The organism is Sulfitobacter sp. S223, from assembly GCF_025143825.1.
Taxonomy (GTDB): Bacteria; Pseudomonadota; Alphaproteobacteria; order Rhodobacterales; family Rhodobacteraceae; genus Sulfitobacter.
Map to the genome: position 1 here is coordinate 1 of NZ_CP083560.1, position 21,224 is coordinate 21,224.

Consider the following 21,224-nt stretch of genomic DNA (forward strand, 5'->3'; position numbering starts at 1 on the left):
ATGACACGCGACGAATGGGGCAACGTTAAGCAACGACTTCTTAAAACAGTTGGGCAGAACAACTACACAACCTGGATTGATCCTTTGCTGCTGGGATCCTTGCAGGCCGGCATAGCGACCGTGAATGTCCCGACGACATTCTTTGGCAATTACGTTAGCCAGAATTTCGCGGACCTCATCCTGCATGAGATGAAAGCATTCGACAGCTCACTGTCACGCTTGAATTTCGAAGTAGCAGGCAAGACCGCAAAACCTGCCACGCGCCAGACCGATGCCATTTCTGCGCCACGCGCAGCAACGCCCAAAGCAGCAAGCACAACATCCCCGTACACTGCACCGCTGGAAAAGCGTTTCTCATTTGATACTTTTGTTGTCGGCAAACCAAACGAACTCGCGCACGCAGCGGCGCGCCGCGTTGCCGAAGGGGGGCCCGTCACCTTCAACCCGCTATTTTTGTATGGCGGCGTTGGTTTGGGCAAAACCCACCTGATGCATGCGATTGCCCAAGAACTTCAGACACGAAAGCCGGAACTGAACGTCCTTTATCTTTCCGCAGAGCAGTTCATGTATCGTTTTGTACAGGCGCTGCGTGACCGCAAAATGATGGACTTCAAAGAGATTTTTCGCACCGTTGACGTTTTGATGGTGGATGACGTCCAGTTCATCGCGGGCAAAGACAGCACCCAAGAAGAATTCTTTCACACGTTCAACGCCCTTGTAGACCAGCATAAACAAATTATCATTTCTGCTGACCGTGCCCCGCAGGATATCAAAGACCTTGAAGACCGCGTAAAATCACGCCTGCAATGCGGTTTGGTTGTGGACCTGCATCCAACCGATTACGAACTGCGTCTTGGAATTTTGCAAACCAAGGTCGACACCCACCGCGCCTCCTATCCAGAACTGGAAATGGAAGACGGCATTCTGGAATTCCTTGCCCACCGTATTTCTACCAACGTTCGCGTGCTTGAGGGCGCTTTGACACGTTTGTTCGCATTCGCGTCCCTTGTTGGTCGGCGTATTGATATGGAGCTGACGCAAGACTGCCTTGCTGACGTACTGCGCGCTTCAGAGCGTAAAATTACTGTTGAGGAAATCCAGCGCAAGGTTTCGGATCACTACAACATCCGCCTTTCCGATATGATCGGGCCAAAGCGCCTGCGTAGCTATGCCCGCCCACGTCAGGTTGCGATGTACCTTTGCAAACAGATGACCAGCCGCTCGTTGCCAGAGATCGGCCGCCGTTTCGGCGGGCGTGATCACACAACTGTAATGCACGGCGTGAAGCGCATTGAAGAGCTTAAAATATCCGACGGCCAAATCGCCGAGGATCTAGAGCTTTTGCGCCGCGCGCTGGAAGCTTAACCCGCCTAAAGATGCAGCGATGCCACAGCGCGGCCCTTGACGGGGCTGCGATTTAGGTCTGTGGTTCGTTAAGTCTTGTGATTGAGCGGGAAGCGGGTACTTTGCCCCTCCCGACCCTGTGCAGTGGAGATAGTCAAATGAAATTCAGCATCGAACGCGCCGCGTTGCTTAAGGCCGTCTCGCAAGCGCAATCCGTGGTTGAGCGGCGCAACACGATCCCGATCCTTGCGAACGTCCTGATCGAAGCAGAGGGCAACGAAGTTTCCTTTCGCGCGACCGACCTGGACATCGAGGTGGTCGACAAAGCCGACGCTCTTGTAGAACGCGCAGGTGCCACCACCGTTGCCGCGACAACACTACATGAGATTGTGCGGAAGCTGCCCGATGGTGCAATGGTTTCCCTTACCGCTGACACGGCCGCCGGCCGTCTGACAGTTGAAGCTGGCCGCTCCAACTTCTCATTGGCGACATTGCCCAAGGAAGATTTTCCGGTGATGGCGTCATCTGAATATGCCTCGAATTTCTCGGCAAACGCGGCTGTGCTGCGCCGCTTGTTCGACAAGTCCAAATTTGCGATCTCGACCGAAGAGACGCGCTATTACCTGAATGGTGTGTATATGCACATCGCTGATGGTGAAGGCGGCAAAATGCTGCGTTGTGTGGCGACCGATGGTCACCGTTTGGCCCGCATTGATGCGGATATGCCAGAAGGTGCTGCGGATATGCCCGGCGTGATTGTTCCACGTAAAACCGTAGGTGAGCTGCGCAAGCTGCTTGACGACGATGATATGAAAATCGCCGTTTCTGTGTCCGAGACAAAGGTGCGTTTTGCCACACCGCAGATTACGCTGACCTCCAAAGTTATTGATGGCACGTTCCCCGACTACACGCGCGTTATCCCGCAGGGAAACACCCGCAAGCTAGAAGTCGATGCTGCTGATTTCGCGCGCGCTGTCGATCGTGTGGCAACCGTAAGCTCCGAACGTTCACGCGCCGTGAAGCTGCAACTGGACGAAGATCGTCTCATCCTGTCGGTAAACGCGCCAGACAGTGGTGCCGCCGAAGAAGAACTGGCAGTGGCCTATAGCGACGAGCGCCTTGAGATCGGCTTTAATGCCAAATACCTGCTTGAGATCGCATCACAAGTTGATCGCGAAAATGCAGTATTCCTGTTTAATTCGTCGGGTGATCCAACTTTGATGCGTGAGGGAAATGACACCTCTGCCGTCTACGTTGTCATGCCGATGCGTGTATAGCGAGCACCGGAATTTTCATAAATTCCGGCACTTTTAGATGGCTGGTCTCTACCTCTCCAATCTGACACTTTCGCATTTCCGCTCTCATAAAAGAGCCGTGATCGAAGTGGATACGCGGCCTGTTGCCATTCATGGCAAAAATGGTGCTGGCAAGACCAATATACTTGAAGCGATCTCTCTGCTTTCACCCGGTCGCGGGCTGCGTCGCGCAAGCGCCGAAGACATGACACGCCGTCCCGAGGCATTGGGCTGGAAGATTACTGCCTTGCTGCACGGCCCGCTGGGGCTGAGTGAGATTGAGATCATCTCTGAGAAAGGTGCTGCGCGGCAGGTTCGGATTGATGGCAAACCGGCCCCACAGACAGCCCTTGGCCGTATCACGCGTGTGCTTTGGCTTATCCCTTCAATGGATCGCCTGTGGATCGAAGGGGCAGAAGGGCGGCGGCGATTTCTGGACCGAATGACGCTCAGCTTTTTACCGGATCACGCCGAAATCTCGCTGGGATACGAGAAAGCCATGCGGGAACGCAACAGGTTGCTCAAGGATATGGTCCGAGAGCCTTCGTGGTACGCGGCACTAGAGGCCCGAATGGCAGAAACAGCCGTCGCAATCCATCACAACCGCCTTCATGCGCTCGCTGCGCTGGAAAAGGCGCAGGACGCAGCAGAAACCGCCTTCCCGACGGCTGCGCTCACGCTTGAATGTGAGATGCCCAACGATGTCGAAGCGATGCGTGCAGCGTTGGCAAACAACCGGATGCGCGACCTATCTGCAGGGCGTACTTTGATCGGACCCCACCGTGCAGACCTACATGGCGTTTTTGCGGCCAAGGGCATTCCCGCGCGCGATTGCTCAACCGGAGAACAGAAGGCCCTGCTTGTCTCCCTAATCCTTGCCAATGCCCGCGCCCTTGCCGCCGATTTCGGTGCGCCGCCCCTGTTGCTGCTGGACGAGGTCGCAGCGCATCTGGATAGTGACCGTCGCGCCGCCCTCTATGACGAGATTGTGGCCCTTGGTGCACAGGCGTGGATGACCGGCACCGAAGACGGACTTTTCGAGGCAATGGGCGACCGTGCGCAGGCGCTTTTAGTCAGTGAAACCGACGGGATTTCATCGGTTTCAAAGCCCGCCTGATCCTCGCCTCAGGTTACCACAAAATCTTGTGTCATTCGCGTGACAATCCGGCCCGAAAACCGTATATTTAGCGAATTGAAATACAGGATCAACGACATGTCCGAGACAGACCAGCAACCAGAAGAATACGGTGCAAATTCCATCAAGGTTCTCAAAGGCTTGGAGGCCGTTCGGAAGCGTCCGGGTATGTATATCGGTGATACCGATGACGGCTCTGGCTTGCACCATATGGTCTACGAAGTTGTGGACAACGGTATCGACGAAGCACTTGCTGGTCACGCGGACCATGTCGCGGTCACGATCCACGAGGACAGCTCGGTTTCTGTCTCTGATAACGGGCGCGGTATTCCTGTGGGCATCCATGAGGAAGAAGGCGTTTCAGCGGCCGAAGTCATCATGACCCAGCTGCACGCTGGCGGTAAGTTTGACAGCAATTCCTACAAAGTGTCCGGCGGTCTGCATGGCGTTGGCGTCTCCGTTGTGAACGCGTTGAGCGACTGGTTGGAGCTTCGCGTTTGGCGTGAGGGCAAAGAGCACATCGCGCGCTTTGAGGGTGGCTTCACGACCAAACACCTCGAAACACTCGGCGATACAGAACGCACAGGTACCGAAGTTCGCTTTCTCGCATCGACAGACACATTTTCGAACCTCGATTACTCATTTGAGACGCTGGAAAAGCGCTTGCGCGAACTGGCCTTCCTGAACTCAGGCGTAAAGATCATCTTGCGCGACGAGCGTCCGACCGAAGCACTGGAGACTGTGCTTTATTACGATGGCGGCGTTAAAGAGTTCGTCAAATACCTCGACCGTCACAAATCGTCGATCCTGCCAGAGCCAATATTTATCACCGGTGAAAAGGACGATATCGGCGTCGAAGTCGCGATGTGGTGGAACGACAGCTATCACGAAAACGTCCTGCCGTTTACCAACAACATCCCACAGCGCGATGGCGGCACGCATATGGCGGGCTTTCGTGGCGCGCTGACGCGGACCATAAATAACTACGCGCAAAGCTCTGGTATCGCAAAGAAAGAGAAGGTCTCGTTCACTGGCGACGACGCACGTGAAGGCCTTACATGCGTGCTGTCGGTTAAAGTGCCCGATCCCAAGTTCTCCTCCCAGACCAAAGACAAGCTCGTTAGCTCTGAAGTAAGGCCTGCTGTTGAAGGTCTGGTGAACGAAAAGCTGGCTGAATGGTTCGAAGAAAACCCGCAGATCGCAAAGATCGTTGTCGGCAAGATTATCGAAGCGGCCCATGCACGCGAAGCCGCACGTAAAGCGCGTGACCTGACCCGGCGTAAGACCGCAATGGATGTCAACTTCCTCGCAGGAAAGCTTAAAGACTGTTCCGAGAAAGACCCGTCCAAAACCGAAGTCTTCCTTGTGGAGGGTGACTCTGCCGGTGGCTCTGCCCAGACCGGCCGTGACCGCCAAACACAGGCGATCCTGCCGCTCAAAGGTAAAATCCTTAACGTTGAGCGCGCGCGATTTGATCGCATGCTTGGGTCCCAGGAGATCGGCAACCTTGTGATGGCACTGGGTACGGGCATTGGCCGTGATGAATTCAACATCGACAAGCTGCGCTACCACAAGATCGTCATCATGACGGATGCGGACGTGGACGGTGCCCACATCCGGACACTGCTGCTCACGTTCTTCTACCGCCAGATGCCACAGCTGATCGAAAATGGTCACCTCTACATCGCGCAGCCTCCGCTTTACAAAGTGTCGCGCGGCAAATCCGAGGTGTACCTCAAGGATCAGGCCGCGATGGAAGAATACCTGATCCAGCAGGGCATTGATGGTGCCATGCTGCGCCAAGGCAACGGCGAAGAGATCAGCGGACAGGATTTGGCCCGCGTTGTCGACTATGCCCGCCAGATGCGCCGCGTGCTGGAGGCCTTCCCGACACATTATCCGCGCCACATCCTTGAACAGGCCGCGATTGCCGGTGCGTTCGTTCCGGGCGCGGTTGATCAGGATCTTCAGGGCGTGGCAGATAAAGTTGCCGCACGTCTTAACCTTATCGCGTTGGAATACGAACGCGGCTGGCAAGGCCGGATCACGCAAGACCACGGAATCAAACTTGCGCGCATACTGCGCGGCGTTGAAGAAGTGCGCACACTGGACGGTAAGATGCTACGCGGCGGTGAAGCCCGCAAATCCGGCACGTTCACAGAGCACTTGCAGGACGTCTATAATCTGCCAGCGACTTTGGTTCGCAAAGACCGCAACCAACTAATCCATGGCCCTATGGACCTGCTGAATGCGATCCTGGCCGAAGGTGAAAAAGGTCTATCGCTTCAGCGATACAAAGGTCTGGGAGAGATGAATCCCGATCAGCTGTGGGAAACCACTTTGGACCCTGACGCACGCACATTGCTGCAAGTGCGTGTAGAGGACATGGCCGAAGCAGATGACCTGTTCACCAAGTTGATGGGTGACGTGGTTGAGCCGCGCCGCGAGTTCATCCAGCAGAATGCATTGAATGTCGAAAACCTCGACTTCTAAAGCCATGTAGGGAAGCACATAAAATTGCGCGGCGCGTATAACCTTGCGCGTCGCGGATGGGGTACTTTGCGCTAGACCTCTATTCAAATCAGTGACTTATCTGATGCATCCCGTCTCCGCCAACTCAGCAGTGCCTCACATCAGCCCATACTTATCCCAAAACGATGCGCGGATTATGTGTTTGATCTAAACAACGCCAGCGTAGGGCATTATCTGGCTGAGCTGAGAACCTTTTTGGTCGTGCGTTAAATTCAAGCCGGATAGCGTCAGAACACCAAGGCCAGCGTTTCAGGAAATCCTGCGCCACACAGGCACATAAAAAGGGGCCGCTGGATTGCGGCCCCTTTTGCATTCTGAAAGACGGCTTCTAATCAACTGCAACCCGCAGTCGCCAGCGCTCTGCTCTATTAAGCCTGCTTTGCAACTTCCGGGTCAGGCGTTGCGTCACTTTCGATGATTTCCGCATCTTCGATCATGACATCCTGCGCTACCGGCGGGACGCCGTCTGCACCCGCATTGTCCTCGGGTACACCAACAATCAATGGCAACATTTGAACCCCGGCAGGCATAGCTACTTCGGAAACAGGTGGACGCTTCCATTCCAGTGTATCGAAGCTGGAGCAGTTTTCGCAGATCGGCTTCCACTCAGCGTGGATATGTTGACAGTTGTCACAGATCCACTGCGGGCCACGCGGAACTGCGATCGCGCGGGCCAGCCAGCCTTTGACAACTGTATCGGATGCGCCTTCGCCTCGTTCAATTGCAGCCATAAGTGTGACTGAACGTGCATCGGGATCTTTTTCGACCAGATCGCCCAGCGCACGACGCGCAGCAGGGAAATCCTCATTCGCAATGTTCAGCTCAGCCAGAAGCATTTTCGTTTCCGGATGGTTCGGTTTGATCTTCGTCAGTGTCGTGAAACGCTTGATCCGTGCAGCGGGCGTCTCATCCGGCACGATGGCAGCAAATGTCGCAGCAAGATCGGGGTGCGGACGGGCGTCCCATGCTTTCTTGAGCAAGCGGGCCGCATATCGGGGCTTACCCTGCTCGATATAACCTTTTGCGGCCATAACAGCCGCAGGGATCAAATCCGGAGATAGACGGTTCGCCTCAATCGCCGCTTCACGTTTTTCAATCGGGCTTTCTTCGGCAAGGATATCTTTCGCCTCGGACAATGCCAGAACTGCATCGCGGCGTTTGTGGACATCGCGTGGCAGTTGACCGTTCCGCAGCTTCGCACTCAGCGTCTTGCGCGCGCCGCTCCAGTCTTCCTTTTCCGCCTGAAGGCGCAGCAGGATGTCACCGGTTTCTTCGTGCTTTGGTTTCAGTGAAAAGGCTTTCTCGGCCAGTTGCAGCGCCGTTTCCTTGTCACCCGCGGCCAACTTTTGCTTCATGATGCCGCGCACACCAACGAAACGCGTCTGCTCATTCTCGACAAGTTTGCGATACGTCTCTTCCGCTTTCTTGGTGTCGCCAGCCAGTTCTGCGGCTTGCGCGATAAGGAGATTGGTCAGCTCTGGCTTATTGAGATATTTGTCGGCCTTTTCAGCTTTCGTCATGGCAACCCGGCCTTCACCGCTTGCCAGCGCCATCAACCCCTCTGACAGTGCTTCGAAACCTTTACGCTCACGGTTCCGGTCAAAGTAGCGCGACAACGCAGTCTCGTCGCCGTTGATGAACTTCCACACTGCGATAAGCAGTGAGACCACCTTGAGCAGGACCCACAATGCAAAAACCAGCAAAACAAGCAGCAATACAGATTCAAGCGGTCCGGGGTTCAGTTCATATCCCAAGGCACGGATTTGCAGCCCGCCATCGGCTTCCAGCAGGAAACCCGCACCCCAAGCTAATGCGCCAACAACGCCGATGAAAAAGATGATTTTGATCAGGGACCAGAGCATAAATTCTTCCTTAGTCAGCCGTGAGGCGTTGTGACAAAGCATCAGCTGCCATACGGGCAGAAACACGGGCATCGGCAGCTGCCCGCCAGTCTGCAATCGCAGACTTTGCTTGTTCGGGCAGGGTATCAAGTTCTGTCAAAGTAGCTGTCAGATCACCAGACTTTATAGCCGCTTCGGCACGGGACAATACCGCGTCAGGATCATTCCCTTCACGCGGCGAGACAGAGCGCGCACCAAGTGACCGTTTAAGGAAACTACCAATTCCCTGCTGACCGCCCTCTTCCGCGCCACTTGCGCGTGCGGCCGAAAGTGCCGAACGTGCCTGATTGGGGAAGTCCGCCTGCAGCGCACTAAGCGTTTCAACACCCTCACCAGCCGAAGAAACAAGGGCGGGATCAATTTCACCCAGATCAAGTGACTGAAGTTCTGAAACCTCATCAGCAAACGGGCGGCCTGCATCTATCGCCGATACGATCTTGGCGATGGCAGATTGCGCACGGGCGGTTGCGGCGGCTTCAGCGGTCGCCTGCTCTACAGTCTTGGCGTTACTTATCAACGCTTCAATTTCGCTGCGCTGTGTCTCTACCGATGACTGCAACGCCTGAAGTTCAGCTGCATAGGCCTGCGCATCAACACCTTCCGGTATCGCTGTGACAGGACGTTCCTCAAGTGCAGTGATACGATCTTCGATCGCGCCAAGCTGCGCTTCAATCGGGGCCAAATCAACAACGGGAGCGTCAGCAGGTGCTGTTTCAAGCGCGGCAATACGGTCTTCCTGCGCCGCAAGATCGCTCCGGAAGCCTGCTGTCGGGTCCGTCACCGGTTTCGTGAAATAGTCGCTTTGCGCAACGAAAAATCCGATGCCACCAGCGATGATACCGCCCAGAACCAGCGGAAGAAAACTGCTGCCTTTTTCAGGCTCCGGCGCCATCGCAGGGACGGGATGGACCATTTCCGCAGTGGTGGTTGGTTTATCATCAACCGTCGCAGCAACCGGTTCCTCGTTGGGCTTTTCGGGCGGTGTTGTTTCTTCGGCAGAAGTATCGACCTTCTCCGCTTCGGCAGTCGGTGCGGCCTCATCCGCCGCTGTCAGCTCTTTGGCGCTTGCCTCTTTCGGAGTATCTTCGACAGGAACAGCAGGCTTTTCACCTTCGACAATCACTGCTTCTTCGATCTTTGAGGCAGCCGACCTGCTGCTCGTTGATTTACGTTTCGACGGGCCGGTTTTCTTGGATGACGCCACAACACATACCTTTTCGATTCTTGCCCAAGATTTGGGCCAGCTTTTCAACCTTATCCAGCATCCTCTTGCTGCTCAAGGTAAGCTGAGGTTGAGACACAGGTTTTCAACCGTTTGACGCATTATAGCAGCCTGCGGGGCAGGCAACACGGTCAAATTATGACTCTTTTCCCCTGCAAGCGGGGCCGCGACCGCCTCACTCAGCGCTACAATGCATGCTTTTTCTAGCTGGCCATGGGCTTCCTTCGCCAATTGCATCGCGCTGCGCGGCGAAAAAACGGGGACAATACAAGGTCCTTCAAGCGCAGAACGCGCCGCCGCATCCAGACCCAGCAGCTTTTGTTCATAAATCATCACACGTTCAGTGGCGATGCCAGCGGCAGTCAGAGTCTCTGCAATATCACCACGGGTATGGCAGCCCGAGAGGTGCAGCAGCGGGCCATCGGGAGGATCAGCCAACAACGTCGCGATCAACTCTTGGGCTGTGTTCCCCACCCGTTGGGCTGCCCAACCTTTCGCAATGGCCTTTTCCGTTGTTTGCACCCCTACGCAAAATGCGGGACGACCGTTCCCTTTAGGTGCGTGAACGACGCCGTTGGCAGATGTAAAAATGACGCCGCGTGTTTTTGCTATCGAAGGTGTAAGACCCGTGCTGGAAATTTCCATGAGTGGGGCAATCAAAAGCCGCACCCGCGATAATGCTGAAGAATTGAGGCTGGCTGCAAATGCCTTCGCGCTGTCAGCCGGTCGGGTCAATAGAAGGGTGGGCAGGACCATGGGCCGTGATGCTCTCAGGATTGTTTGCCAGACGTTAGAGTGTTACCTGCGCAGGGTCTACTTCGCAACGGAAACAACCCTCTTATGACCAGCATGACCATCCTCGGCATCGAGAGCAGCTGTGACGACACCGCCGCCGCAGTGTTACGCGGGCAGGCAGGCGCGGCCAAAGTGTTGTCATCGGTGGTGATGGGCCAAACAGCCTTGCATGCCGATTTTGGCGGCGTTGTTCCCGAAATCGCCGCGCGAGCCCATGCTGAAAAGCTTGACCTTTGCGTGACGCAGGCGTTGGGCGAAGCAGGAATAAGCCTAGATCAGATTGATGCGGTCGCCGTAACAGCTGGGCCAGGCTTGATCGGCGGTGTTGTTTCTGGCGTAATGTGTGCCAAGGGCATCGCGTTAGCTCGAAATCTGCCACTTTACGGTGTGAACCACTTGGCGGGTCATGCCCTCACGCCGCGGCTGACCGACGGGGTCCAATTCCCCTATCTGATGCTGCTGGTGTCAGGTGGCCATTGCCAGTTCCTGATCGTATCGGGGCCAGACGATTTCCAACGCCTAGGCGGCACAATTGACGATGCGCCGGGAGAAGCATTCGACAAAGTCGCGCGCCTGATTGCTTTGCCACAACCCGGCGGACCATCCATTGAGCAACGCGCAAAGGACGGTGACCCCAAGCGGTTTCGTTTGCCGCGCCCTTTGTTAGACCGCGCAGGATGCGATATGTCCTTTTCCGGTCTCAAGACAGCCGTGCTGCGCCAACGTGACAGTCTGATCGTCGATGGCACGCTGGGTATGCAGGATCAGGCTGACCTTGCAGCCGGATTTCAGGCAGCGGTTGTAGACGTTCTGTCAGAGAAGACGCGTCGTGCCCTGGCGCTATACGCCCCCCTAACGACTAACCGCAGCATTTGCGTGGCAGGCGGTGTGGCCGCAAACATGGCCATTCGCGATCGGTTGAAATCTGTTGCATCCGAATTCGCAGCACAGTTTGTGGCTCCGCCATTGGGCCTTTGCACCGACAACGCTGCGATGATTGCCTATGCCGCATTAGAACAAATGGGTACCCGTGCCCCTGATGGAATGGGCCTGTCAGCACGGCCGCGCTGGCCGCTGGATAAAACTGCGCCAGCCATGCTGGGCAGCGGTAAAAAAGGAGCGAAAGCATGAGCGTTTGCGTCTTGGGTGGCGGTGCTTTCGGGACCGCGTTAGCGATATCTTTGGCAGGTAAGGGGCACGTCACACTCTGGGCGCGGGACGCCGGAAATATGAATACCACCCGCGAAAACACCAAACGTCTGCCTGGATGCCGCTTTCCCGATACTCTTGCTGTCACGCAGGATTTTGCAGAGGCGCTCAGCGCCCAGACGGTGTTGCTGGCGCTTCCAATGCAAAAAATGCGCGGCTTTCTTCAGGATCATGCCAAAGAATTAGCGGGAAAAACGCTGGTTGCCTGCTGCAAAGGCGTTGAGTTGAGCACCGGCGCTGGACCTGTGCAAATCATCACTGAAGAAGTGCCCAGCGCAAAAGCAGCAATTCTGACCGGTCCCAGCTTTGCCTCCGATATTGCCCGAGGTTTGCCGACCGCGCTCACCATCGCTGCAGGTGATGATGCAACCGCACGCGAACTCCAGCAGGAGCTGACCACGAGCACGCTGCGCCTTTACCGGACGACCGACACCATAGGCGCCGAATTAGGTGGCGCGCTTAAGAACGTGGTGGCAATCGCCTGTGGCATCGCGATTGGCGCGGGCATGGGTGAAAGCGCCCGCGCAGCCCTCATGACACGCGGATATGCAGAAATGCAAAGAATGGCGGCCTTTCGCGGCGCTGATCCTGATACGCTTGCCGGTCTGTCCGGATTTGGCGACCTGACGCTGACCTGCACCTCTGAAGGATCGCGCAATTACCGCCTTGGCCTCAGTCTTGGGCGCGGTGATACCTTTGACGCAAGCACGACGGTCGAAGGCGCGGCGACGGCGCGGGCGGTGGCACGCGTCGCAACGCAGGAAGGTCTGGATATGCCTATCACAATGGCCGTTGCCGGACTGCTGGATAAAACGCTAGATGTTAGGGAGGCTGTACACAGCCTGCTGACCCGACCCTTAAAGGAAGAATGACATGCTTGTATGCCTGATGGCCCACGACAAAGCCGGCGCCCTGGATGTGCGGATGGAAAACCGTCCCGCACACGTTGATTACCTAAAAAGCACCGATCACGTGCATCTTGCTGGTCCGTTGGTGGGCAAAGATGGCGGGATGTGCGGCTCCATGATTGTTCTGGATGTGCCTGATATGGCTGCCGCAGAGTATTGGGCCGCGAATGATCCCTATGCAAAAGCAGGCCTGTTCGAAAGCGTAACCTTGACCGAATGGAAAAAGGTGATTGGCTGATGGCCTATTGGCTGTTCAAATCCGAACCCTCCACATGGGGCTGGACCGATCAGGTGGCCAAAGGGGATGAAGGCGAAGAGTGGGATGGCGTCCGCAACTATCAGGCCCGCAATTTCATGCGTGAAATGGCCGTGGGCGATCGCGGTTTTCTCTACCACTCCCAAAAGGAAAAGGCAGTCGTCGGAATTGTTGAGGTTTGCGCCGCTGCCCATCCGGACTCCACCACAGATGATCCACGGTGGGAATGTGTAGACATCCGCGCTGTCCGTCCCTTCGTGCAGCCCGTAACATTGGATATGATAAAGGCCGAAGAGCATCTGGCTGAAATGGTGCTGGTGCGCAATTCACGCCTGTCAGTGCAGCCTGTCACTCAGCAAGAATGGCACCTGATTTGCGGAATGGGCAAAACCAAAGCTTAGATATCAAAAGATGATTAGCTCATGCTTCTGGCGCAGAATTACTCTGGAGAAAGAAGATGCGATTTTTTGGCAGTGATTATTGCCGCCGCAGCTGGGTTCGCAGTAGGCACGCCTGATAAAAAAAGGGTTCCAGCAAACCGCCAGAACCCTTTCTCACCCCGTGCGCTCCCGTACCCCGGCACACGTATTCAAAATATGTTCTGGCCGTACTGGCCGTTAGGGTATTGATACGTCGAATTCGGCTTTCGTTCAACAAATCAATAGGTTGAAGTGTCTGTAAAAACGAAACGCCCGCTTAACCAAGCGGGCGTTTCACGTACAAAATCAATCGTTTGAATTACTTGTACACAGCTTCTTTGCCGAAGTGCTTCGTCAGCATGTAATAGATGACAGCGCGATATTTGTTGCGCTCGGACTTGCCGTACACTTCGATCACAGAATTGATGGCTTCCATCAGGTTTGGACCATCGGGCAAACCCAGTTTTTTCATCAGGAAGTTGTTCTTGACGGTTTCGAGCTCGGCAGGCTGGCTGCCCGCGACGGTTGACGCGTCAGCGTTATAGATCGAAGGACCGCAGCCGATGGTCACCTTGGTAAGTAGATCCATGTCAGGTTCCATGCCGCATTTGCTTTTCAGGTCTTCCGCGTATTTCGCGATCCAGTCGTCCCGCTTGCCCATTATCGTCTCCCAATTAATTATTTGCCGCCCAAATGGCGATTTGCACCCGAACCCTAGTCCGAAACCACCCAAGCGTGAAAGGAATTTTTTTCGGCACTTTTCCCCCGTGACGTCAGCTGCCTAATGCACCTCCCAACCACATGCGGGTCTGTTCATGGCTGGATCACGTAAGCTTTGGCAAATTTCTCTCAAACAAAAAACCGCGCGGAAAGACCCGCGCGGTTTTGTAAAAGCAATTGTAGTACCGCCTGAGATTAGTAGCGGTAATGCTCTGGCTTGAAGGGACCCTCTGGAGTCACGCCAATATACGCCGCCTGCTCTGGGTTTAGCTTGGAAAGCTTCACGCCGATCCGGTCAAGATGCAGACGCGCAACTTTCTCATCCAGATGTTTGGGCAGGATATAGACTTCGTTCTTATACTGGTCGCCACGAAGCCACAGTTCCATTTGCGCCAGAACCTGATTGGTAAAGGATGCAGACATCACGAAGGAAGGGTGGCCCGTCGCATTGCCAAGGTTCAGAAGTCGGCCTTCAGAGAGAAGGATCAGACGGCTGCCAGAAGGCATCTCGATCATGTCCACTTGCTCTTTGATGTTGGTCCACTTGTGATTTTTGAGGGCAGCAACCTGAATTTCATTGTCGAAGTGGCCGATGTTGCCAACGATTGCCATGTCCTTCATCTCGCGCATGTGCTCAATGCGGATCACATCCTTGTTGCCCGTTGTCGTGATGAAAATGTCCGCCGTGCTGACAACATCTTCCAGCAGCACAACTTCGAACCCGTCCATCGCCGCTTGCAGGGCGCAAATCGGATCAACTTCCGTAACTTTGACGCGTGCACCAGCACCTGCCAACGATGCGGCAGAACCTTTGCCAACGTCACCATAACCCAAAACAACAGCAACTTTGCCTGCCATCATCGTATCGGTGGCGCGACGAATGCCATCCACGAGGCTCTCTTTGCAGCCGTATTTGTTGTCAAATTTTGACTTGGTCACAGAGTCATTCACGTTGATCGCAGGGAAGGGCAGTTGGCCCTGCTTGAACAGATCATAAAGACGGTGAACGCCTGTTGTGGTCTCTTCAGAAACACCAACGATCTGATCGCGCATTTTGGTGAACCAGCCGGGGCTTGCTTCCATGCGCTTTTTGATCTGTGCTTTAATAGCGACCTCTTCTTCGGACTGCGGAACTGCGATCACGTCTTCGCCCGCTTCAGCGCGTGCGCCCAGCAGGATGTACAGTGTGGCGTCGCCACCATCGTCAAGGATCAGGTTCGGGCCTTCGGGAAACTGGAAAGACTTATCCAAGTAGTCCCAATGCTCTTCAAGGGACTGCCCTTTGATCGCAAAAACCGGCGTGCCACCGGCAGCAATGGCTGCTGCGGCGTGATCCTGAGTGGAGAAAATGTTACAAGACGCCCAGCGCACATCGGCACCCAGTGCAACAAGTGTCTCAATCAGAACTGCCGTCTGAATTGTCATGTGAAGTGATCCGACGATGCGCGAACCTTTAAGCGGCTTTTCGGCACCGTATTCGTCGCGCAGAGCCATCAGGCCCGGCATCTCGGTCTCTGCGATATCCAGTTCCTTACGGCCATACGCAGAAAGGTTGATATCTTTTACGATATAGTCATTGGCCATGAGGCGCTCCTTCGAATTATCTTTAAGCGCGCATACCATCACTATTGTATTTTCGCAATCTGCCCGAAGTCGCAGAAGGCATGGCTTGTTGATCAACCTTCTGTGCGTGCCTGAATAGCAGTCAACATTTCTTCGGCATCATTGTCTGCGGACCAGTTTCTGCCCTGCGCTTCAACGCATGCGTTACCGTCCGAAAGGTTCCGAACGAGGGTCCAGGACCCTGTGGCGTCAGATACCCACAGGCGTGTATTATCTTGAGTAGGTCCGGCAACAGGGCGTTCCCCGTACCAGTCGATCAGCGAAGATTGCATCTCTACGGCACTCATACACACTTCTTGTGCGGTGGCGGCGGTGGCCATCACGCTGAATGCGGCGATTGTCATCAATGCGGTTTTCATTGTTCTCTCCTTGTTACAGAAAGAACCACAAAGCTATCAGTAGGTTCCTGTTTTTATTTTCGGAACCAAATGCGGTTTAGCGGAATGAGGAGGCACATATGGCGCAGCAACCCCGCGCATGGCAACGAATGCTATCAGGTCGCAGGCTTGATCTGCTGGATCCGACCCCTGTCGATATCGAGATTGAGGACATCGCCCACGGCCTTGCTTTTGTAGCGCGGTGGAATGGGCAGACCAAAGGCGACTTTGCCTATTCTGTCGCTGAGCACTCGCTTCTTGTTGAGACGATTTTCGGCCGGATCGTTCCTGCGGCGCCGGTGAAATGGCGCCTTGCTGCTCTGCTGCACGATGCGCCGGAATATGTGATCGGTGATATGATTTCGCCCGTGAAAGCTGCGGTTGGTCCCAGCTATGGCGCACTGGATGAACGGCTGGAGGCGGCGGTGCACATCCGCTTTGGTCTGCCAGCAAAGGTACCCGTAGCCGTAAAGAAGCAGATCAAAAAGGCAGACCGCGTCAGCGCATGGATGGAGGCGGTTCAGATCGCGGGGTTTTCAATTGAAGAAGCCGACAAGTTCTTTGGCAAACCCGATCCAGCGTTGAAGGAGGGGCTGGAAATTTCGCTGCGGCCACCCGTCGAAGTGCGCGCTGACTTTACCGCGCGCCATGCAAAATTGATGGAACAGATTCCATGATCCACGTTCGCCCTGCCCTGCCGCTTGACACACGCTCGATGGCGCAACTGCTTAACGAAATCATAAAGATTGGCGGAACAACCGCCTTGGTGCGCCCCGTAACAGGGCAAGACATGGCTGAGTGGATGAACTTTGTACCGGACCGCGCAGCCTGGCACGTGGCGTTGAATGGCGAAGAACGTGTCGTTGGCTTTCAATGGATTGAGCCAAGCCAACAATTACCGCCGGAAGCTGCCGAAATCGCCACCTTTGTGCAGGTTGGGCAAACAGGGCTTGGCATTGGATCGGCCCTATTCACAGCAACGGCCAACGCCGCAAAAGAGTTAGGATATGTCTGGATCAGGGCAAATATCCGCGCCGATAACGAAGGTGGTTTAACCTACTATCAAAGCCGGGGCTTTCGCGATTATGCGGTTATCGAAGACTACATCATGGCCGACGGCACATCCGTGGACAAAAGGCTAAAGCGCTACGACATTTAGCGTGGGCTGCGCTTTGCCAATATCCGTTGCAGCGTGCGACGGTGCATGTTCAACCGACGTGCTGTTTCCGACACGTTGCGATCACACAGTTCATACACGCGTTGGATATGTTCCCAACGTACACGATCCGCACTCATCGGATTTTCCGGCGGTGGCGGCAGGTCATCACCATTCGCCAGCAAAGCATTGGTGATGTCTGTCGCATCAGCTGGTTTCGAGAGGTAGTCGGTTGCACCGATCTTTACCGCAGCGACTGCCGTTGCAATCGCACCATAACCTGTCAGCACCACTACGCGGGCGTCGGGGCGCTTTTCCCGCAAGATTTCGACAACATCTAGCCCGTTGCCATCCTCAAGCCGCAAATCACATACGGCGTAAGCTGGCGGGTTTGCTGACGCAATCGCACGGCCCTCGGCAACCGACCCGGCCGTTTCGACCTCAAAACCGCGCTTTTCCATCGCTTTTGCGAGGCGCCGCAGAAAAGGTTCGTCATCGTCAAGCAGCAGCAGCCGCTTGTCAGGTCCGATGTCGTTCAGATGCTCTTCTGACATGTAAATGTGCCCTATTCAAAACCGTTAGTATGACTGTAGCACACATATGGGTCTTAAGTGCATATGGTCAAATCTGATCAACAAAACAGCCGATCTTGTCAGCCAACTGCTCTGGCGTCAGCTCACGACGGAAGAACTCAAGAAACCCGTTTTCCGGCGTAACGAGATAGCTGAAGGTGGAGTGATCGACGAGGTATTCGCCATCCACGGGTGGATGCGCCTTATAGTACGTACGGTAGGCTTTGCTGGCCGCTGCGACCTGCTCAATACTACCGGTCAGGCCGATCATGCGCGGGTGCATCGCCTCGGCAAAGTCGCGGACCACTTCGGGCGTGTCGCGCGCTGGGTCGATCGTGATGAACACAGGCGTGACCATCTTGCCGCGCTGTTCCAAGATTTCGATTGCAGCCGCATTGCGGTCAACGTCCAGCGGGCAGACATCGGGGCAATACGTATAGCCGAAGTAAATCAGCGTCGGTCCGGTGATGACCTCATCGCTTGTCACGGTTTCACCTGCACCATTAACCAATGTGAATGGCCCACCCAAATCACCTGCAACAGCGCCTGAACCGCACTCGGCGTATTTATCCTCGCCTCCTTTGTCTGCAAAAAAGAACATGGATAACAGGCCCACACCTGCGACAATGACGGCAACGATTGCAGCGATACGGATCATCTTGAACTCCTTTGCGCGCAAGACCTCACGCGCCCTTGATGGTGATTTGCGTCAGACCTACGCTAGGTCCCAAGCAATGCAAGTCACAAATGAGTGGAGCGCGCAGATGACGCAGCCAACGATACGCCCTCTGGGAGAGCGCAAAAGAGCAAACTGGATTCGCTTGCGCACGATGATTCTGCTGCGTTGGGTGGCGATTGCGGGCCAGTTCATCGCGGTAACGATCACGCCGATGCTGTTCGGTCTACAGCTGGAATTGGGATGGTGCTATTTCGCGATCAGCGTTTCGGTCATCGGTAATCTAGTTGCCGGTTTTGTCTTTCCTGAAAACAAACGCCTGTCAGAGCGGCAAAACATGGCAATGATTATTTTCGATCTGCTGCAACTAAGCATCCTTTTGTTTCTCACAGGTGGGCTTAACAATCCGTTCACTCTGTTGCTTCTGGGCCCTGTCACGATCTCGGCGACGGCCCTTAGCATGCGTTCTACGATTGTGCTCTGCGCTGTTGCGATCATCAGCGTGACGGTATTGGCCTTTTACCATTTGCCCCTACAAACACTTGAGGGTGCCATTTTGCAGATTCCGCAGTTGTTCGTCTTTGGCCAGTGGATTGCCCTGATCATCGCCGTCATTTTTACCTCAGCCTACTCACGCCGCGTAACATCTGAAATCCATTTGATGTCCGATGCACTGGCCGCGACGCAAATGGCGCTTGCTCGCGAACAGAAGTTGACGGATTTGGGCGGAGTGGTGGCCGCAGCAGCGCATGAGCTAGGTACGCCTTTGGCCACCATCAAACTGGCCAGCGCGGAGTTGGTGAATGAGCTACGGGATCAGCCAGACTTACAGGAAGATGCCGAGTTGATCGTGCAACAGACAAACCGCTGCCGCGATATTTTGCGCGATATGGGCCGCGCCGGCAAAGATGATCTTCATATGCGTCAGGCACCGCTGGCCACTGTCATAGAAAGCGCCGCAGAACCGCATATGGACCGCGGAAAGCATGTGTTTATCAGCCTAGAAAGCAGTGATGGTAATGATAGCGCGCAACCTGCAATCCTGAGGATGCCAGAGATCATTCACGGCCTTCGCAATCTGGTTCAAAACGCTGTGGACTTCGCCGAGAGCACTGTTTGGATCGAAGCCCGCTGGACGGATGCAAACATCACAGTGCGGATACTGGATGACGGAAAAGGCTTTCCCCCGCAATTTCTTGGCAGGCTCGGTGACCCGTTTGTCGCGCGGCGTAGGCCGCGCAAGACAGCCACCCCCCGACCCGAATACGAAGGGATGGGGCTGGGCTTGTTTATCGCGAAAACGCTGCTGGAAAGGTCAGGTGCCTCTCTTAGGTTTGCAAACGGATCAGATGAGGGCGGAAAACACAGCAAACATGTGGGCGCGGTTATCGAAGTACGCTGGCCCCGCCGCGAAATCGATGCGCGCGAAGGTGACAACGCTTTGCCCGCTGGCCAGAATGTCCGTTTCTCGGAAATTTAGCCCGACCTCAATTTTAACACTTTGTTAAGGCTAAGAGAGCCAATGTAAACGCCGTGGCCAACATACTGGCGGAGAAGTATTTTGAACGACCTCATTGTGATCTCGGCAGTTGTTTTGCCCACTGTTGCACTAAGCCTGTATTGGGCGTTGCGATCCAATGCGCCAATAACACAGGCTCCGCCCCAGGAACTGCCAGTGATCTTTGTAAAGGGCGGCATTCTGGAATACGCCAATGACGTGGCGCTGGCAAAATTTCCCATCGTAACCGGTGCGCAAAACTGGCAAGATCTTCACGATATCCTGCAACCCGTCTATCCCGAATTTCCTTCGGTTTTCAGCAATGGTTCGACTGGCCAGACAAACATTCTCAGCACTGCGTATGAACCTGAACAGCGAACAAGGCTTCAAATCGACTGGCGCGAAGATGCAGCATCGCTTACGTTTTACGAAGCTTGTGATAGTGCCCCACAGTTTCCCAACAACAAAGAGCTGGAGTTGCTCTGCCAGATCAAGGAAAGCCTGCCTCATCCCGCGTGGAAAACCAATCCAGACGGCGCAGTAATTTGGCACAATAATGCTTACCGAACTCTCTATGATCGCGCGCCAAAGGGAAGCACAGCAGAGCCTCTGTTCGACCTAGCTGCACATGAAGATGGTCAGAGCAGTTGCAGGGTCAAGTTTGATGATGATGCTGCATCGGGGCCGCAATGGTTCGACGTCAGCAGCTTTGCAGTTGATGGTGGCAAACTGCACCATGCAACATCACGGACCGCTTTAATCAGGGCTGAAGAAGCGCAGCGGGACTTCGTCCAGACGCTTGCAAAAACATTTGCGCATCTTTCAATCGGGTTAGCCATTTTCAACCGTGATCGACAATTGGCGCTTTTCAACCCTGCCCTCACCGATTTGACGGGCTTGTCGATTTCATTTCTCAGCCCGCGGCCAACGCTTGACTCCTTCTTTGACGCATTGCGCGAAAACCGCCGTATGCCGGAACCAAAGAACTATAAGACATGGCGTCAACGTATGGCCGATCTAGTCAGCGCAGCCGAGCTGGGCAGCTTTGAAGAGTCCTGGAGTCTGGAGACCGGTCAAACCTACCGGGTGAAAGGTCGCCCTCATCCAGACGGTGCAATTGCATTTCTGATCGAAGACATTAGTGCGGAAGTTTCTCTAACTCGCAATTTCCGTGCAGAATTAGAACTGGGACAAAACCTAGTAGATACTTTTGAGGATGCGCTAGCGGTATTTTCCCAATCAGGCATTCTTACCTTCTCGAACAAGGCCTACGATGTCTTGTGGGGTTTTGAGGGCGAAACCAGCTTTGCCAACGTGACAATCACCGACGCTGTGCGTCTTTGGAAAGACAAGTCAGCGCCTAACCCTTTGTGGCAGGATTTGCAGGACGCGGTAATGAACCTGCAAGATCGAACAGAATGGACCATGCCTGTTTGCATGAAGGGCCAAAGCCCGATGCAATGCAAGATTGTGCCTATCGCATCCGGTGCGACAGTGGTCCGGTTTTCCCGTCAGGTGGCAGTTCCACCCTTAGCTACGAAACAATTAGATAATAACCGCAGCTAACGCTCTTTCATGCGCCGCAC

At 54.9% G+C, this 21,224-nt stretch carries 20 protein-coding genes; 12 read left to right on the forward strand and 8 right to left on the reverse strand.

What is annotated here, in order from left to right; genetic code table 11:
* From dnaA to gyrB, 4 genes are all read left to right on the forward strand, one after another.
* Complete coding sequence (dnaA, locus tag K3757_RS00005; protein WP_259997962.1) at positions 1–1,365, forward strand: chromosomal replication initiator protein DnaA; 1,365 nt, start codon at positions 1–3, stop codon at positions 1,363–1,365.
* A 137-nt stretch (positions 1,366–1,502) separates the two neighbouring features.
* Positions 1,503–2,621 carry a DNA polymerase III subunit beta gene (gene dnaN / locus K3757_RS00010; protein ID WP_259997975.1) on the forward strand — a complete coding sequence of 373 codons (1,119 nt, stop codon included), beginning with the start codon at positions 1,503–1,505 and terminating at the stop codon, positions 2,619–2,621.
* Positions 2,622–2,658: 37 nt separating this feature from the next.
* Entirely contained in the window at positions 2,659–3,756 is a 1,098-nt protein-coding gene (gene recF / locus K3757_RS00015; protein WP_259997977.1) for a DNA replication/repair protein RecF, read from the forward strand.
* A 96-nt stretch (positions 3,757–3,852) separates the two neighbouring features.
* Positions 3,853–6,267 carry a DNA topoisomerase (ATP-hydrolyzing) subunit B gene (gyrB, locus tag K3757_RS00020; RefSeq protein ID WP_259997979.1) on the forward strand — a complete coding sequence of 805 codons (2,415 nt, stop codon included), beginning with the start codon at positions 3,853–3,855 and terminating at the stop codon, positions 6,265–6,267.
* A 407-nt stretch (positions 6,268–6,674) separates the two neighbouring features.
* On the opposite strand, the gene K3757_RS00025 is transcribed toward gyrB, so the two are convergent.
* From K3757_RS00025 to K3757_RS00035, 3 genes are all read right to left on the reverse strand, one after another.
* Positions 6,675–8,168, reverse strand: coding sequence for a heme biosynthesis protein HemY (locus tag K3757_RS00025; RefSeq protein WP_259997981.1), 1,494 nt, complete (start codon positions 8,166–8,168; stop codon positions 6,675–6,677).
* Between the two features lie 10 nt (positions 8,169–8,178).
* Positions 8,179–9,411: a COG4223 family protein gene (locus tag K3757_RS00030; protein ID WP_259997994.1), complete on the reverse strand. Its 1,233-nt coding sequence runs from the start codon at positions 9,409–9,411 to the stop codon at positions 8,179–8,181.
* Between the two features lie 72 nt (positions 9,412–9,483).
* A complete protein-coding gene (locus tag K3757_RS00035; protein ID WP_259998032.1) occupies positions 9,484–10,185 on the reverse strand; it encodes a uroporphyrinogen-III synthase in 702 nt (233 codons plus the stop codon).
* 84 nt (positions 10,186–10,269) lie between these two features.
* Here K3757_RS00035 and tsaD point away from each other — a divergent pair, with 84 nt between their 5' ends.
* Genes tsaD through K3757_RS00055 form a run of 4 tightly spaced genes read left to right on the forward strand, consistent with a single transcriptional unit; the run spans position 10,270 to position 12,998 of the window.
* On the forward strand, positions 10,270–11,355 hold the full coding sequence (gene tsaD, locus K3757_RS00040; RefSeq protein ID WP_409202560.1) for a tRNA (adenosine(37)-N6)-threonylcarbamoyltransferase complex transferase subunit TsaD: 1,086 nt from the start codon (positions 10,270–10,272) through the stop codon (positions 11,353–11,355).
* A complete protein-coding gene (locus K3757_RS00045) occupies positions 11,352–12,305 on the forward strand; it encodes an NAD(P)H-dependent glycerol-3-phosphate dehydrogenase (RefSeq protein WP_259998035.1) in 954 nt (317 codons plus the stop codon). Before tsaD ends, K3757_RS00045 begins: the two co-directional genes overlap by 4 nt.
* 1 nt (position 12,306) lies before the next feature.
* Positions 12,307–12,579 carry a YciI family protein gene (locus tag K3757_RS00050; protein WP_259998037.1) on the forward strand — a complete coding sequence of 91 codons (273 nt, stop codon included), beginning with the start codon at positions 12,307–12,309 and terminating at the stop codon, positions 12,577–12,579.
* Complete coding sequence (locus K3757_RS00055) at positions 12,579–12,998, forward strand: EVE domain-containing protein (RefSeq protein WP_259998040.1); 420 nt, start codon at positions 12,579–12,581, stop codon at positions 12,996–12,998. The genes K3757_RS00050 and K3757_RS00055 overlap by 1 nt, the downstream gene beginning before the upstream one ends.
* Before the next feature lie 337 nt (positions 12,999–13,335).
* Here K3757_RS00055 and K3757_RS00060 read toward each other — a convergent pair whose 3' ends face one another.
* From K3757_RS00060 to K3757_RS00070, 3 genes are all read right to left on the reverse strand, one after another.
* On the reverse strand, positions 13,336–13,677 hold the full coding sequence (locus K3757_RS00060; protein ID WP_259998042.1) for a DUF2853 family protein: 342 nt from the start codon (positions 13,675–13,677) through the stop codon (positions 13,336–13,338).
* Positions 13,678–13,931: 254 nt separating this feature from the next.
* Complete coding sequence (gene ahcY / locus K3757_RS00065) at positions 13,932–15,320, reverse strand: adenosylhomocysteinase (RefSeq protein ID WP_259998044.1); 1,389 nt, start codon at positions 15,318–15,320, stop codon at positions 13,932–13,934.
* A gap of 92 nt (positions 15,321–15,412) precedes the next feature.
* Positions 15,413–15,718, reverse strand: a complete 306-nt coding sequence (locus K3757_RS00070; RefSeq protein ID WP_259998045.1) for an S-adenosyl-L-homocysteine hydrolase — start codon at positions 15,716–15,718, stop codon at positions 15,413–15,415.
* 98 nt (positions 15,719–15,816) lie between these two features.
* On the opposite strand from K3757_RS00070, the gene K3757_RS00075 reads away from it, so the two are divergent.
* On the forward strand, positions 15,817–16,413 hold the full coding sequence (locus tag K3757_RS00075; RefSeq protein WP_259998049.1) for an HD family hydrolase: 597 nt from the start codon (positions 15,817–15,819) through the stop codon (positions 16,411–16,413).
* Complete coding sequence (locus K3757_RS00080) at positions 16,410–16,895, forward strand: GNAT family N-acetyltransferase (protein ID WP_259998052.1); 486 nt, start codon at positions 16,410–16,412, stop codon at positions 16,893–16,895. The genes K3757_RS00075 and K3757_RS00080 overlap by 4 nt, the downstream gene beginning before the upstream one ends.
* On the opposite strand, the gene K3757_RS00085 is transcribed toward K3757_RS00080, so the two are convergent.
* Both K3757_RS00085 and K3757_RS00090 read right to left on the reverse strand, forming a co-directional pair.
* Complete coding sequence (locus K3757_RS00085; protein WP_259998055.1) at positions 16,892–17,446, reverse strand: ActR/PrrA/RegA family redox response regulator transcription factor; 555 nt, start codon at positions 17,444–17,446, stop codon at positions 16,892–16,894. The two genes, K3757_RS00080 and K3757_RS00085, sit on opposite strands and share 4 nt — an antisense overlap.
* Positions 17,447–17,513: 67 nt before the next feature.
* On the reverse strand, positions 17,514–18,122 hold the full coding sequence (locus tag K3757_RS00090; RefSeq protein WP_259998057.1) for an SCO family protein: 609 nt from the start codon (positions 18,120–18,122) through the stop codon (positions 17,514–17,516).
* A 106-nt stretch (positions 18,123–18,228) separates the two neighbouring features.
* Here K3757_RS00090 and regB point away from each other — a divergent pair, with 106 nt between their 5' ends.
* Together regB and K3757_RS00100 are read left to right on the forward strand one after the other, a co-directional pair.
* Positions 18,229–19,620, forward strand: a complete 1,392-nt coding sequence (regB, locus tag K3757_RS00095) for a sensor histidine kinase RegB (RefSeq protein WP_259998059.1) — start codon at positions 18,229–18,231, stop codon at positions 19,618–19,620.
* An 81-nt stretch (positions 19,621–19,701) separates the two neighbouring features.
* Positions 19,702–21,204 (forward strand): PAS-domain containing protein, encoded by a 1,503-nt coding sequence (locus K3757_RS00100; protein ID WP_259998062.1) that lies wholly within the window; start codon positions 19,702–19,704, stop codon positions 21,202–21,204.
* The last annotated feature ends 20 nt before the right edge of the window (positions 21,205–21,224 follow it).